This window comes from Pseudoalteromonas sp. BDTF-M6, assembly GCF_018334135.1.
Classification (GTDB): domain Bacteria; phylum Pseudomonadota; class Gammaproteobacteria; order Enterobacterales; family Alteromonadaceae; genus Pseudoalteromonas.
The window spans coordinates 346,564-360,824 of the sequence record NZ_JAGXTQ010000004.1; the positions used below are offsets into that span (position 1 = coordinate 346,564).

Here is a 14,261-nt window from a genome sequence, read left to right on the forward strand (position 1 = left end):
ATTTTTGTGATTATACCCTGAGATTTACAATTTTGTGCATTGGTACACAGTGAATTCAGTTTTTAGTTTGTTATACTGCCTGCGTTTTCACCAGATTTTAAGGTAGTGATAGTGACGCGCCGTGTCTATAAGGGGTTGTTTTTAATTAGCCTAGTTGTTTTTACTTTGCTGTTTGCCAAAGAAGTTAAAGGCGCGGCGGTAAACCTGTTTCCACACATAGATAAGGTCGCCCACTTTGGTATTTTCTTTATCCTTGCTTTTATTATGGATAAAGCCTTTAAAATTCCCTTTATCGTCCAGGTTATTCTGCTTAGCCTTTACGGCGCCGCCATCGAATGGATGCAAGGCATGCTGCCCCACCGTCAGGCTTCTGTCGCCGACTTTGTCGCCGATGCTTGTGGCGCCGCCAGCTACTTTGTTCTGCACTATATTTGGCAAACACGATGGCAAAAAAAGAACAGCTAACGCCGGTTTATATCTTAGGTCCGGGCGCCCTTGGCCTGGCCTTTGCCAAACTTTTTAGTGACCACCGCCCGGTCACCCTACTGACCAAGCCCCACCACCCACAACGGTATCAATACAGTTATCAGGCGCACAGCGAAGCCTTGCAGGTTCAGTCTTGCCCCCTTCCCTCAGGAGAACGGGTGCCACAGCAAATAAGCGAACTCTGGCTTTTTACCAAGGCCCACCAGGTTGTTGAGGCGCTTACGGCACTTCTGCCGGCACTTAAAAAAGACGCCCAGATTATTATCAGCCATAACGGCATGAGCGATTTAAACGAGCTGAACCAGCTGTTGGGGCCGCAGCAGGCGCTCTATTTTATGCTGACCCAACAAGCGGCCTATAAACCGGCGGCGGATAAGGTGGTGCATGTAAGTCAGGGCCTAAGCACGCTCGGAGCCGCCAACAAGGTGGCACAGCAATGCCTGGCAAGACAACTGCCGTTGTGGCAGCAACAAATACCGAATCTGGTGGGCAGCGACAATATCCACCGCGCCCGCTGGCAAAAGCTGCTGGTCAACCTAGCCATTAATCCGGTGGCTACCTGGCGACAGCAGCGCAATGGCGCCCTGCGTGCACCCGAGTATGCCAGCGACATTATGGCGCTGATGCAAGAGGCCATAGGCGTGGCCAGGGCTCAGGGTCTGGATTTCTCTTTGCTGCAGGCGCTTAATTTGGCGTATCGAGTCATGGCGCAGACCGCAGATAATCGCTGCTCTATGCTGCAAGATAAGCTCTTGGGAAGGGAAACGGAAATTGATGCCATGTGCGGCTATGTGTCTAAAACGGCGCAGCAATTAGGCTTGGCTGCGCCGGTTAATCAGCTTTATTATCAGCGTATTAAGGGCGATACACCTTAACGGTTTTAAAGCCATTTTCATGCAGAATAAGGGCCTGCAACTGACTCATCACGCCCTTGGCACAGTAAAGGTAATATTCCTTATCCTGAGGCAGATCGCCGAACTTGGTGGCAAGGCGGAAAAACGGCAGGTGCACGACCTCGATGCCGTCCAGCTCAAGTGGATTGGCGTCTTCTTCCTCCGGCGAACGAATATCCACCACAACCGCACCCGACGGCAACTGCGAGACCGATTCCGCTTCTTTCACTTCTTCCCTGGCCTGGGTTTCTATGTCACGCACATCCATGATGGTGGCGTTGGCCACGACCGTATCAAGTACCTCAAAGTCAAAGTTTTGCTCTTGTTTCTCAATCACATCAAGCTTGGCCTTAACCGTAGGCTTGCGCGAGATCACACCACAGTACTCGGGCATAGCCTCGGCCATTTCCGCGGTGCCGATGGCGCGAGCGATATCGATGATCTCCTGCTTATCGTGCTGAATAAGCGGGCGCAGGATCAGGGTGTCGGTTACCCGGTCTATTACGCTCAGGTTAGCCAGGGTTTGGCTTGAAACCTGACCTATGCTTTCCCCGGTTACCAGGGCTTGAACACCGAGTTTTTCGGCCACCTGGCTGCCGGCACGCATCATCATGCGCTTAAGCACCACACCCATTTGCGAGTCTTCGATATTTTCCAAAATCTCAGCCACCACGGGCTCGAAATCAACGGTGATAAACTTCACCTTGTGAGTGGAGCTAAAGCGCGACCAGATATAATGGCTGGCTTGCTTAACACCGATTTCATGAGCGGCGCCGCCGAGATTAAAGAACAAGAAATGAGTGCGGGCACCCTTGCGGAACATTTGATAACTGGCCACACCCGAATCGAAACCGCCTGACATCAGTGACAGCACGTCTTCTTGCGTTGGCAATGGGAAGCCGCCCATGCCTTTGTGGGCGTGAGTTACTATGTAGGCGCGCTGGTCCTTGATTTCGATCTTTACCGTCACTTCCGGGCGACTCAGTTTTACCCGCGCCCCTTCAACGTGCTGGTTTAAGCCGCCACCTACATAACGCTCCACATCGGTGGAGGTAAAGTCATGCTGACCCTGGCGCTTACAACGCACACAGAAGGTTTTACCGGCGATTTGATCGGCAAGTAACAGCTGAGCCTGCTGGTAGATATCATCCAAAGTGGTAAATTCCACCTCGGTCACTTCGTTAAACAGCACGATACCGGGAATACGGCCCAAGGCGTCAGCCATCTCGGCACGCACCGCGTCATCAGCGCTCAGGGATTCAACCGTGAGGTTATCCCAGTTGTTGCGTACCTTTACCTGCTCATCAATGCGACGCATCATGATCTTGATGTTGTTTTCCAAAACCTTGGTAAAACGCTTGCGAACAGACTTACTCTTGATCGCAATCTCCGGGTGCAACTTAACAATAAACTTGATCATGACTTACTCGTAGCGGCTCAATAAAGGCCAACGGCTAACAGACACATGCCATTTTCCGCGACCATGGATTCAAAGCGCGCGATTATAACAAAACAGCGCGCTTACGGAAATAATAGCGAAGATGTTGCAACTACGCTGCTTTAAGCCACTAGAGGTTTTCCTGACGTAGCTGATAGGTTTGCTTTAATGCCGCTAATTGTTCGCGGCCGGCGTCGGTAGCGAAGGCGGAAAACAGGGTGATCACCTTAAGTAGACCTTGATATATATCACCACGATTAAGCTCGCCACTTTGGCGTCTGGCCTTGATATATGGGGTCCAAAAACTCACGGTCAGCTTAAGCATATGGGTGAGCTCCGCCGCATCTTCATCGGCAATGGCAATAATACCCTTGTTGTTTAACACCAGGACTATGTCTTTTACCTGCTCAAACAGTCTTTGTTGGAATTGAATGTAGTCGGCCTTTAATTCCGCATCGCGGGCGAGAATGTCGGTCATGTTGTCGTAGAAGAAGTGGAAATTCCACATCAGCTCGAACAAGGCATCAAAATAATGGGTTAACTGACTCAACACTTCAACATCGTCTTGCAGCGGCTTGAACTGAGTGTCCAGGTGCTGACGATAGAGCACAAAAATATGCCGCAAGATATCTTCTTTATTTTTAAAGTGATAGTAAAGATTACCCGGGCTTATGCCCAAATGGGCGGCGATATGATTGGTGGTGATGGCGCGTTCGCCGTGGCGATTAAACAATTCAATGCTCGCCTGAATAATGCGTTCCTTAGTACTCATATTTACTTCTACCCAGCTTTTTATCGCTAGCAGTATAAACAATCTTGGCTTGGCTGAACAATGACTCCTTGAATGTCGCTAATTTGGGGCTGGCAACCAAGGCAAAGATTGTTAAAATGCGCTCAGCACCTTAGAAAAATGAGAACGATAATGAAGGTAACCGCACTTTATCCTGGCACCTTTGACCCTTTAACCAATGGCCATCTGGATCTAATTGAGCGCGCAGCAAAAATGTTTGACAGTGTGATAGTGGCAATCGCCCACAACCCAAACAAAAAGCCCTGCTTTAGCCTCGATGAACGAGTCGCCTTGGCACAAAAAATCGTTGCCCATTTGGACAATGTCAGTGTGATTGGCTTTAGCGGCTTATTGGCCGATTTGGCCAAGACGCAAAAAGCGAATGTGCTGGTGCGCGGCATTCGCGCCGTGTCTGATTTCGAATACGAGTTTCAGCTCGCCAATATGAATCGCAGGTTGAACCCCGACTTAGAAAGCGTGTTTCTTACCCCTGCGGAGGAAAATACCTTTATTTCCTCAACCCTAGTCAAGGAAGTCGCATTGCATGGCGGCAATGTATCAGAATTTGTTGCGCCCGAAGTGGCCGCAGCATTAAAGGAAAAACTATCAAAATGACCCTATCTCGTTGTGCGCTAGCTCTTAGCGCCTCCTTGTGTGCCGCTCAGGCTCACGCTAGTCCCTGGATTGATCCCGACTCAGCACTGCTACGCAGCTCGATTGATATGTTGGTAAATCAAGGCGTTATTAACCGCCCCGTAAACACCTATCCGCTGATGTGGAAAGGCATTGCCGGCGATTTACAGGCCGTGTCGGTGCAAGAGTTAACGCCTCAGGCGCGGTTTGCGTATCACCATGTACAACATGCACTGAAATATGCGCAGCAAGGCACGGTTTCCCGCGTGCGCGTATTTACCAATTCCGAGCCGCACACAATTCAAGGCTTTGGCCCTCGAAACCAGGCAAAAAGTGGCATAGAAACCAGTGGCAGCCTCACGGGTAAAACCGCCAGCGCCAAGGTGAGTGTCAGCTACCGCGACGACAGCAATGACGGCGAATATGTTAATTACGATGGCAGTTATGTCGCCGCGCTGTTAGGCAATTGGTCGCTCAGTGCCGAAAAAATTCATCACTGGTGGGGACCCGGTCAGGAAAATGCCCTGGCGCTGTCAAACAATGCCCAAGCCATGACCGGCGTACGCCTAACTCGCCACGATACCAACTACTATGGCCCAAGCTGGCTTGCCTTTATCGGTGCTTGGAACTTCACCGCCATTGCCGCCAAGCAGCAAAGCCAGGTGAGTAAAATTGGCGAAGAAAAAGTCGAAGACGGCGATTTCTGGGGCTGGCGCTTCAGTGCGACCCCCATTCAAGGCCTTGAACTTGGCTTAAGCCAAACCAAGAGCGAATGGTTGCACTACCCCGACTCACTAAGCGGTATGGTGATAAACGCAGACGAACTGGCCGACGAGCAAAAGCTCAGCAGCCTGGATATTAAATACTCGACCCTTATCGGCACGGTGCCCGTGTCCATCTATGGCGAATATGCCGGCCACATTGAATCCGCCCTAATCGCCGAAGACGGCGCCTTTACCTTGGGTGCGCAAACCCACTATGGTACTGAGCAGGCGCTGCTCAGCGGTTATATCGAGTACACGGATACCAGCAGCGAGTGCGTATCGCACTTACCCGAGTACAACTGTAACTATGGCAACCTGGGTATCGCACAAGGCTACCAGCATAGAGAGCAAAACCTAGGCCCGGCCATAGGCGCGGATGCCGAAGCTCTGACGCTTGGGGCCACCTATCATCGCATAGGCGGCTATGGTGCACACCTTAAGCTTGGTCGCATCGAAAAAGAGCAGATGGATACCGATATTTCTCGTCTTGAGATAGGCTATCAGCAGGGGATATTTGGCGCCTTAGTCAATATCACCGGGCATTTGTGGCGTGAGTCCAATGCTCTTGACTCGGATACCCACTCAGCCGTGAGCATGGCGCTGGAATACCGTTTTTAATAAACGGCCAGCGCGGCACAGGCCGAGGAAGTCCCGGTTAACCACCAGCACAATTATCATCAAGGCATCATTCAAATTGATGCCTATCGAATATAGACTCCATAGCCACCAAGGCTCCCTATTGCCCTGAATGACTATATCTAAATGCATCACTATGTGCAGCATGGCATTAAGCACCAACCCCACAGCACAGTAATAAAGCGCAGGTATTTTTACCCGCCTCCCTTGAACAAAAAACAATGCGACTAAAGTCAACAAGTCTGCACTAGCCCAGAAGGGATACTTATAGTAATCCATCTCTACAACAGAGGTAGCAAAGTAAGAAAGGTTAATCGTTAAACAAAGCCATAAGGGCGATCGCGGTCGATACTTAACCTCGGAGTAACTGACAAGGTTAAACAGTAGCGCCATCATAAAGCCCCAGTTTACAAAGGTGCTCAATAAAGGACCCAATTCAGGACCAGCAAAAAGCATTTAGTCTAGTCCTTTATTTAAATTATTATCGCGCCTTACGCAAGCTTTTAACCAACCCCCTAACCGGCAAAGCCCTAAGAAGTCTCTATTAACAACCAGCACGATAATCATTAGAGCATCATTCAAATTGATACCTACCGAATACAGACTCCAGAGCCACCAAGGGTCATAGTTACCTCTGATATTTAAATCAATATAGAGCAAGAGATGCAATAAGCCATTTATGGATAGACCGAAAGCACAATAATACAAGGCAACGATTCGATTACGGCTTCTCTGAACCCAGTACATCACACCGATAGTAATGAAATCTGCTAATGCCCAGGGTAAATATTGGAAAGTGCTTCTTTCCATAAAGGACGTACTAAGGTATGAAATGTTGATGATGGCGGATATCCACAAAGGGGAATTAGCGCGCTTTACAGACTCTGAGTAGCTTACCAGGTTAAAAAGCAGTGCCATCATAAAACCCCAGTTGATAAAGGCTGCGATCAGCTTACCCATTTCACCGGATTCGTAAAATCGCACTAGAATATTAGGGTCCAGTAGCATTGGCTCAACTTTCCGTTGCCGTAGATAAGATTTGCGAGGCTATTGGCACTATTTCACCTAGAAAGAAGGGATTATTAAACGGAATTCAAAAACACTCAGAATATAACACCATATTAACAGTACAGCTAGAAACCCTGGCCTTCTCGAAGAAGTAAGCATCTGAATTTAGTCAATAGAAGCGTACAATCTCCACGGCTTTTTACTAACTATTCGGAGCAAATCCTAGCCATTTCCCTCTTAAGCCCCTTGCAGCACGGCACAATCCTAAAAAGTCCCTATTTATAATTAAGGCAGTGATAATGATGGCGTCAATCACATTGACGCTTAGGGGGTAGAGGCTCCACAACCACCAATATTCTTCAGTCCCTGTAATATAGAGGTCGTAATACACCCAAAGGTGAAGAAGGCCGTTAACGGTGAGACCAGCGATGCAATAGTAGAGTGCGGCTATTTTCTTTTTTCTTAATTGCACCAAGTAGAGAAGTAGTATGGTGGCCGCATCGGCAAGGGACCAGTATAGATACATGTAGCGGTCCCACTCTAGGTAATAGGTGCTTAAGTAAGATAACACCAAGACCATACATAACCGCAAAGGAGACGAGTCGCGTTTTTCCGGGGCGGAATAACTCACCACATTGAAGAGCAGCGCCATCATCAGGCCCCAATTGATGAACACATTGAAAAGCCGAGCTATGTCCTCGAAGCTAAAAAGTAAGAATATTTCTTTTAATGAAAAAGCCACTGTGAATGTTTCTTACTCGAGTCTACTCTGAGGGGGGGTTACTGACTCTGTTGGATCTGAAAGGGTTGGGTAAATTTATTGAGAAACGATGAAGACTGGTTTTTAACCCGCTGTTTAACATAGTTTTTGAGAGAAATAAGACCAAGGATATCTCTATCAACTATCAAAACAATGATCATTAATAAATCTACGATATTTACCCCAATAGAGTAAAAAGACCAAAACCACCAAGGCTCTGAATTCCCTTTAACCGCGAGGTCATAATGCATGCAGAGGAACAAAACAGAGTTAAAAATTAACCCTGACACCACATAAAATACACCTGCTGAGCGATTGGATTTCACGAAATAACAAACTAGGAATATAAGAAAGAGTGTAATTAAATCGTAGATTAGCCAAACTAAGTATATTTCAGAGCCACTAAAAATGTTGTAAAAGTGATCACTAGTAAAATACGAGATGAACATAAGGATGCTGACACCCACTAATTGAATGTCTTTTTTTGCTTTAAAACCTAAAAGCATTAAATTGAAAAACATAGCCATAAGGAAGCCCCAGACTACAAAGCCCCCCATAAAAACCGCTAAACTTTTTTCAAAGTACATCCGTCATCTCGTTATTGAACCTAATTTTCGCTTTTCTTGTCAGGCTGCACAGAACCACCGCCGCGCTGAATTTCCGCTTCACTTGCGGCTACAGCATCACTTGATAAAGTTACTGTATCAGATTGTAGCGTCTGAGTGCTAGTAGTTTGCACTGTAGGTTGTTGAGTTTGCTGCTGTAACTTGGTGTAAGCTTGAGCTTGAATTTGTGTGTTGGCATTAACTTGCATAGTTAATCTCCTTTATAAACTAAGTTAAATTTTTATTAACACCAGTGTCAAAGTAACACACCTGGTGCCGCTGTCACACTACAAAGAATAATCTTAGCGACTAATATAGTTAATGCAGAACGCGTGCCAAAGTTAGCAACGCGTTCTTACTTTAAGCAATTAGCTTACATGGTATCTCACCCAAGGAAGCATGTTGGAGGTAGAAGTCCATGGCAACCTCGTCGCAATTCTCCTTGCGCAGGCAGAGTTCGCAGTCTTTCATCACCTTTTCCGGTAAGCTGTCTTTGCTGCTTTGCTCAAAACCAAGTTTAGCAAAGAAATTGGGTACACGCGTTAATACGATCACTCTTTTCAGCGCCAATTTTTTGGCTTTGATGAGCAAATGATCCACCAGCATACGTCCCTGCCCTTTAACACCGCATTCTGGGTTTACCCCTAGCGAGCGAATCTCTGCCAAGCCGGTATCATAGATATACAGGGATGCACAGCCAGTGACCTTGCCATTTACCTCGGTGACCGCAAACTCATTTATCGAATGCACCATGTCACTTTTAGCACGCGGCAAATTCTCGCCGACCTTGGCCCAGTACTGAATTAACTCGCTGATGGCTTCAACATCATTCAAGTTGGCATCGCGTACCGTGATGCAGTGCTGTTGCTTAGCATGCTTAATGGCGTGCGCAACCTGCTGCGGCGAGGTGCCGCCCAAGGCCTTACGCGCCTGCAAGCAAGCATCCAATTCAAGAACAGGATACACATCCTCGTCGATAACACCGCTGACCGCTTGGAATTGCGCTAGCGTCAGTTGTTCCAGACTTTTACCTTCACCGATAGCTACCTGCACCAATTGACCGACGATATGATGCCCTTCACGGAAAGGGATCCCTTTAGCAACCAGGTAGTCGGCCAGCTCGGTGGCATTGGCATGGCCGCCTTGAGCCGCCGCTCTGGTTTTATCACCATTAACCTTAATGCCGTTGATGCAGGATTGTGCCATATGCAAACAAGCCAACCAGGTTGGTAGCGCATCGAACAGGCCTTCTTTGTCCTCTTGCATATCCTTGTTATAAGCCAGCGGCAAAGATTTAAGTGTCATCATCATGGCACTCATGGCGCCAAACACCCGTCCGGTTTTGCCACGGATCAATTCCAGGGCATCGGGGTTTTTCTTTTGCGGCATCAATGACGAGCCGGACGTGACGTTATCCGCCAGCTCAACAAAACCCGCTTCGCCGGAGTTATAGAAGATCAGATCCTCGGCAAAACGAGACAGGTGCAGCATGGAAATTGACGCCGTGCTCAATAGCTCAACCACGAAGTCTCTGTCCGACACAGCATCTAAACTGTTGCGCGTTGCCTGGGCAAAACCCAGATCCTGAGCCAGTAACTCACGGTCAATGGCGTAGGCGGTCCCGGCCAGGGCACCGCTGCCCAAAGGGCATTGATCCATGCGCTTAACGGCATCTTGTAGACGACCTGCGTCACGCTCTAGCATTTCCACATAAGCCATACACCAGTGACTAAAGAGCACCGGCTGGGCCCGTTGCAAATGCGTATAGCCAGGTAGAACTGTACCAAATTCCCGCTCGGCTAATGCGAGTAGCGACTGCTTGGTGGCAATAAGGGCATCGGCAATGGTACTGGCAGTTTGCTTGCACCAAAGGCGAAAGTCGGTGGCCACCTGATCGTTGCGGCTGCGCCCGGTGTGCAATTTCTTACCGAGATCGCCCACCTTACTTATCAACGCCGCCTCAACATGAGAGTGAATATCTTCTTCACCACTTAGCGCGACACTGCCTGGATTAGCCTGAACCTCTTCAAGCAGTTCATACAATGCCGCCACCAAGCGCTGGTGCTCGTCATCGGTCAACACGTTAACGCGATTTAACGCTCCCGCCCATGCCACAGAGCCAATAATGTCTTGCTCCGCCATCACATAGTCAAACGGCAAAGAATCGTTAAACTGTTTAAATGCTTCATCTGGACCCGATGAAAACCGTCCGCCCCAAAGTGCCATTGCCTTCTCCTACCTTACTTCTTCAACGCCGATATTCTGCTTGATAGCGAGAACAAACGAATAAAGCCTTCGGCGTGTGATTGGTCGTATACATCATCGGCGCCAAAGGTAGCGAAATCTTCGCTATATAGGCTGTTTGGTGATTTCTTCTGCACCGCGACAACCTGACCCTTGTACATCTTCAACACCACTTCACCACTGGCAAACTCGGCAAAAGCCTCGGCCGCCGCCAAAATGCTGTCTTTTAATGGCGTAAACCAACGACCGTCATAGACCAGATGCGCAAACTCGCCGCCCAGAGTTTCTTTCCACTTGCGGCTGGCCTTATCCAGTACCAGTTCGTCAATGGCCTGCAATGCCGCCATCATCACCGTGCCTCCCGGAGTTTCATAACAACCGCGCGACTTCATGCCTACCAAACGGTTTTCCACTATATCGACGCGACCAACACCGTGAGGAGCGGCTAATTCATTCAGTTTCACCAGACACTGATACGGGCTGAGTTGCTCGCCATTTACCGCGACTATTTCGCCTTTTTCTACGCTGATGCTTACCATTTCCGGCTGATCCGGTGCTTGCTCTGGTGAATTGGTCCAGGTCCACACCTGATCGCTTGGCTGACACCAAGGATCTTCTAGCTCGCCGCCTTCATGAGAAATATGCCAGGCATTAGCGTCACGGCTGTAGATCTTGGTTGCCGACGCGGCACAAGGGATGTTGCGCTCGGCCAGGTAATCCAACAGGGACTCACGGCTGGACAGATCCCACTCACGCCAAGGGGCGATCACTTTAAGATCCGGCGCCAAGGCTGCAAAACAGGACTCAAAGCGCACCTGATCATTACCCTTACCGGTACAACCATGCGACAGAGCATCGGCACCGACCTTACGGGCCACTTCAACCTGGGCCTTGGCAATAATAGGACGGGCCATAGAGGTACCTAACAAATAGGTGCCCTCATAAATAGAGCCGGTTTTCAGCGTCGGGTAGATATAATCGGCAACCATTTCTTCTTTAAGGTCAACGATGTGACACTCCGATGCACCCGAGGCAATGGCTTTTTCTTCCACGCCCGCCAGCTCTTCTGCGCCCTGGCCCACATCGGCCACAAAGGCCACCACTTCACAGCCGTAGTTTTCTTTTAACCAAGGCACAATCGCCGAGGTATCCAAACCACCCGAGTAGGCCAATACAACTTTTTTAATAGTGCTCATCTCAAGTCCTTAAAAATTTGGGTTTAATAATGTAACTAACAGGGCGTTTTGTGCATGCATACGGTTTTCCGCCTGTTGAATAATCTTAGAATAGTCGCTGTCCATCACATCCGAGGTAATTTCAAACTCGCGATGAGCGGGCTGACAATGTAAAACTGTTTGTGCGCCAGTCATATTTAGCAGCTGTTTGTTAAGCTGATATGGCATATATTTTTCTTTTACCTGTTCAAGCGGCGTGTTATCACCCATTGAAACCCAGGTATCGGCGTACAGGGCGTTGGCTCCTACCGCCGCTTCAACTCGGTCGCTAACTAGGATCGAAGCGCCCTTACTGGCGGCGATTTGCTCCGCCTGCTTCACAATTTGTGCATCCGGGCTACAGCCTTTGGGGCAGACGGCCACAAAGTCGGTGCCCAAGGTGGCCGCCAACAACATCAGTGAATGGGTGACATTGTTTCCTTCACCTAGGTAAGCCAGCTTAAGTTGACTCACATCGCCATACACTTCTTGCAGCGTCAAAAAGTCGGCTAATGCCTGACATGGGTGGTAAAGGTCACATAAGGAATTCACCACTGGCTTGGAGGAAAACTCACTGAGCTCTTCCAGGGTTTTGTGCTGATTAACCCGAGCAACGATGGCATCGGCCCAGGTGCTGATATTCAGGGCAAAGTCTTTCACCGACTCACGTGAGCCCATGGCACCGTTTTGCTGGTCAAGGTAAACAGCATGACCCCCAAGTTTGTTAATGCCGATATCGAAACTCAGCCGCGTGCGCAGACTCTGCTTTTCAAATAAGGTCACAACCGACTTGCCGGCCAATGCCTGAGCATAATCCTGCGGCTGCGCCTTCATTTCTTGCGCCAGGGATAAAAGCGTTAAAATCTTTTTTTCATCCAGCTCTAGGCCGGTAATAAAATCTTGTTTCATGGTGTTATCTACATAGTGATCTGAGTGCCAACATGCTCCCCTTGGAGCAATGCAATAAGGTTTTCTGGCTTTTGCCAGCTGGAGATGTACACACCCCGTCGTAAATGCTGGGCAGCAAGAAGGCTGGTCTTTACTTTGACCTCCATCCCGCCCGAGATAACTCCTTGTGCAATCAAGTCATCGATTTGTGCTTTATTTAGTTGATGCAGGGCACAGCCTTGTTGGTCCAGCACCGCCTCCACATCCGTCATAAAAATAAGTTCGGCGCCCAGTAACTTAGCGATCGCCGCCGCCGCTTCATCGGCATTAACGTTGTACCATTTCCCCTGCTCATCAAAACCAATGGAACTCACCAGCGCTAAACGCCCAGCATCAATAAGCATTGGTAAAATTGAGTCCGCGCTCGGCACACATTCGCCGACCTGGCCCAGGGCTTTGAGTTTTTGCTCGGCATTAATGCCCGCCTCAAACAGGCTTAAGCCCACCGGTTGCAGCTTGTTTTTAAGGGCCACGCCCAGCAGTTGCTTATTGGCACAACCGGCTAAAGCACCGACGATATAAGGCATTTGCTCCGCCGGACTAATGCGTAATCCCTGATGTTTAGCGGTAGCAAAACCGGCATCCTGTAACCAGCGGTCAACAAGGGCACCGCCGCCATGAACAACCACGAAATTAGCCTGCTGCTGCGAGCCCAGAGCCACAAACAGCGCATCGAGCGCCGCGGGATTGTTCAATACCGCTCCACCGAGTTTGATTACCCAAGTTTTCTTAGTAGTCATCATGTGTTCCTCATACCAAACCGGTGTTAATAGCCAGGCCCGCATTCAGGTTCATGCACTGCAGTGCTTGACCAGAGGCGCCTTTAAGTAGGTTGTCTATGGCGACGCTGACAATCAGCTGTTGCCCTTGTACATGCCAACCGATGTCGACATAGGGTTGATTTTCAATGCCTTTAATGGAAGCCACCTGATTGGCGCCCAATAGGCGAATTAGGGGCTCGTCGGCCAGTACCTGATAGGCGCCGCTGACATCATCCAGCGTTACATCGGCATTGAGGGTGGCGTAAATGGTGGCCAAAATGCCGCGCTTAAAATTACCCAGGTGCGGTGTAAACAGTACGGGATGCTGCAAATACTGCTCGATTTCAGGAGTATGACGATGGTTAAACAAGCCGTAAGGAGCCAAAGAGACTTCGCAAAAATGGGTGCCGATATTGGCCTTGCGCCCTGCACCGGTGACCCCGGATACCGCATTGATGATCACCTGCTGCTCAGCGGCCAACAAACCGGCCTGCTGCAACGGTTTAAGGGCATTTAAACTGGCGGTCGGGTAGCAACCGGCCACGGCCACTAGCTGCGCGGTTTTCAGCGCTTCGCTGTGCCATTCCGCCAAACCATACGCAGCCTGCGCTAATAGTTCGGGATGTTGGTGGGTAAAACCATAGAATTCTTCATATAAATCAGCATCGGCAAGGCGAAAGCCGCCGGATAGATCAAAAACCTTCAGGCCCTTGGCAAGAAACTGGGGAGCCAGATCTACACTGACTTTATGATCTGTACACAGGCACACCGCATCGGCCTGTGCCGCAATGGTGGCAATGGCCGCGTCGTCCATGCCTTGCAATGGCAGGTCCACTATGCCTTTATGCTCTGGGTAAAGGGCGCTAAGGGGTTTATTAAGATCCACACTGCCGGCCGACACATAACAGCCAACAAGTTCAAAGTGAGGATGTGTTGCGACTAATTTGGCTAGCTCTGCACCGCTGTAGCCACTCGCGCCAATAATTACAATATTCATTAATTACACTCAAAATCAGAAAGTAAGTAACGGGCGAGATGCCCGACGAAAAAAAGCGAGTACACAAGGGAGATATGTGTACTC

The 14,261-nt window shown here is 49.2% G+C and carries 16 protein-coding genes; 4 read left to right on the plus strand and 12 right to left on the minus strand.

Translation table 11 applies throughout. The annotated features are described in order from the left end of the window. Positions 1-111 precede the first annotated feature (111 nt). Positions 112-465, plus strand: coding sequence for a VanZ family protein (locus KD147_RS11460; protein ID WP_212547949.1), 354 nt, complete (start codon positions 112-114; stop codon positions 463-465). Further along, a complete protein-coding gene (locus tag KD147_RS11465; protein ID WP_212547950.1) occupies positions 444-1,361 on the plus strand; it encodes a ketopantoate reductase family protein in 918 nt (305 codons plus the stop codon). The genes KD147_RS11460 and KD147_RS11465 overlap by 22 nt, the downstream gene beginning before the upstream one ends. Here the strand turns inward: KD147_RS11465 and thiI are convergent. Further along, complete coding sequence (gene thiI / locus KD147_RS11470) at positions 1,342-2,799, minus strand: tRNA uracil 4-sulfurtransferase ThiI (protein ID WP_212547951.1); 1,458 nt, start codon at positions 2,797-2,799, stop codon at positions 1,342-1,344. The genes KD147_RS11465 and thiI overlap by 20 nt on opposite strands. A gap of 148 nt (positions 2,800-2,947) precedes the next feature. Next, complete coding sequence (locus tag KD147_RS11475) at positions 2,948-3,589, minus strand: TetR/AcrR family transcriptional regulator (RefSeq protein WP_212547952.1); 642 nt, start codon at positions 3,587-3,589, stop codon at positions 2,948-2,950. Between the two features lie 150 nt (positions 3,590-3,739). On the opposite strand from KD147_RS11475, the gene coaD reads away from it, so the two are divergent. Both coaD and KD147_RS11485 read left to right on the plus strand, forming a co-directional pair. Next, positions 3,740-4,222 carry a pantetheine-phosphate adenylyltransferase gene (gene coaD / locus KD147_RS11480; protein WP_105253904.1) on the plus strand — a complete coding sequence of 161 codons (483 nt, stop codon included), beginning with the start codon at positions 3,740-3,742 and terminating at the stop codon, positions 4,220-4,222. Then, entirely contained in the window at positions 4,219-5,622 is a 1,404-nt protein-coding gene (locus KD147_RS11485; RefSeq protein WP_212547953.1) for a capsule assembly Wzi family protein, read from the plus strand. The genes coaD and KD147_RS11485 overlap by 4 nt, the downstream gene beginning before the upstream one ends. On the opposite strand, the gene KD147_RS11490 is transcribed toward KD147_RS11485, so the two are convergent. The 10 genes from KD147_RS11490 to argC all read right to left on the minus strand — a co-directional run bounded on the left by KD147_RS11490 (position 5,587) and on the right by argC (position 14,177). Further along, on the minus strand, positions 5,587-6,096 hold the full coding sequence (locus KD147_RS11490) for a hypothetical protein (RefSeq protein WP_212547954.1): 510 nt from the start codon (positions 6,094-6,096) through the stop codon (positions 5,587-5,589). The two genes, KD147_RS11485 and KD147_RS11490, sit on opposite strands and share 36 nt — an antisense overlap. Beyond that, positions 6,097-6,600 (minus strand): hypothetical protein, encoded by a 504-nt coding sequence (locus KD147_RS11495; protein ID WP_212547955.1) that lies wholly within the window; start codon positions 6,598-6,600, stop codon positions 6,097-6,099. Positions 6,601-6,850: 250 nt separating this feature from the next. Beyond that, a complete protein-coding gene (locus KD147_RS11500) occupies positions 6,851-7,390 on the minus strand; it encodes a hypothetical protein (protein WP_212547956.1) in 540 nt (179 codons plus the stop codon). A gap of 38 nt (positions 7,391-7,428) precedes the next feature. Continuing rightward, the gene (locus KD147_RS11505) at positions 7,429-7,995 is read right to left on the minus strand and encodes a hypothetical protein (protein ID WP_212547957.1); all 567 of its coding nucleotides are present in this window, start codon (positions 7,993-7,995) and stop codon (positions 7,429-7,431) included. A 20-nt stretch (positions 7,996-8,015) separates the two neighbouring features. Further along, complete coding sequence (locus KD147_RS11510; protein ID WP_212547958.1) at positions 8,016-8,222, minus strand: hypothetical protein; 207 nt, start codon at positions 8,220-8,222, stop codon at positions 8,016-8,018. Between the two features lie 151 nt (positions 8,223-8,373). Next, the gene (gene argH, locus KD147_RS11515; protein ID WP_212547959.1) at positions 8,374-10,239 is read right to left on the minus strand and encodes an argininosuccinate lyase; all 1,866 of its coding nucleotides are present in this window, start codon (positions 10,237-10,239) and stop codon (positions 8,374-8,376) included. A 14-nt stretch (positions 10,240-10,253) separates the two neighbouring features. After that, positions 10,254-11,453, minus strand: a complete 1,200-nt coding sequence (locus KD147_RS11520; RefSeq protein ID WP_105188383.1) for an argininosuccinate synthase — start codon at positions 11,451-11,453, stop codon at positions 10,254-10,256. A gap of 9 nt (positions 11,454-11,462) precedes the next feature. Beyond that, on the minus strand, positions 11,463-12,380 hold the full coding sequence (locus KD147_RS11525) for an ornithine carbamoyltransferase (RefSeq protein ID WP_212547960.1): 918 nt from the start codon (positions 12,378-12,380) through the stop codon (positions 11,463-11,465). 8 nt (positions 12,381-12,388) lie between these two features. Continuing rightward, the gene (gene argB, locus KD147_RS11530; protein ID WP_212547961.1) at positions 12,389-13,159 is read right to left on the minus strand and encodes an acetylglutamate kinase; all 771 of its coding nucleotides are present in this window, start codon (positions 13,157-13,159) and stop codon (positions 12,389-12,391) included. 10 nt (positions 13,160-13,169) lie between these two features. Further along, positions 13,170-14,177 carry an N-acetyl-gamma-glutamyl-phosphate reductase gene (gene argC / locus KD147_RS11535; RefSeq protein WP_212547962.1) on the minus strand — a complete coding sequence of 336 codons (1,008 nt, stop codon included), beginning with the start codon at positions 14,175-14,177 and terminating at the stop codon, positions 13,170-13,172. Between the last annotated feature and the right edge of the window lie 84 nt (positions 14,178-14,261).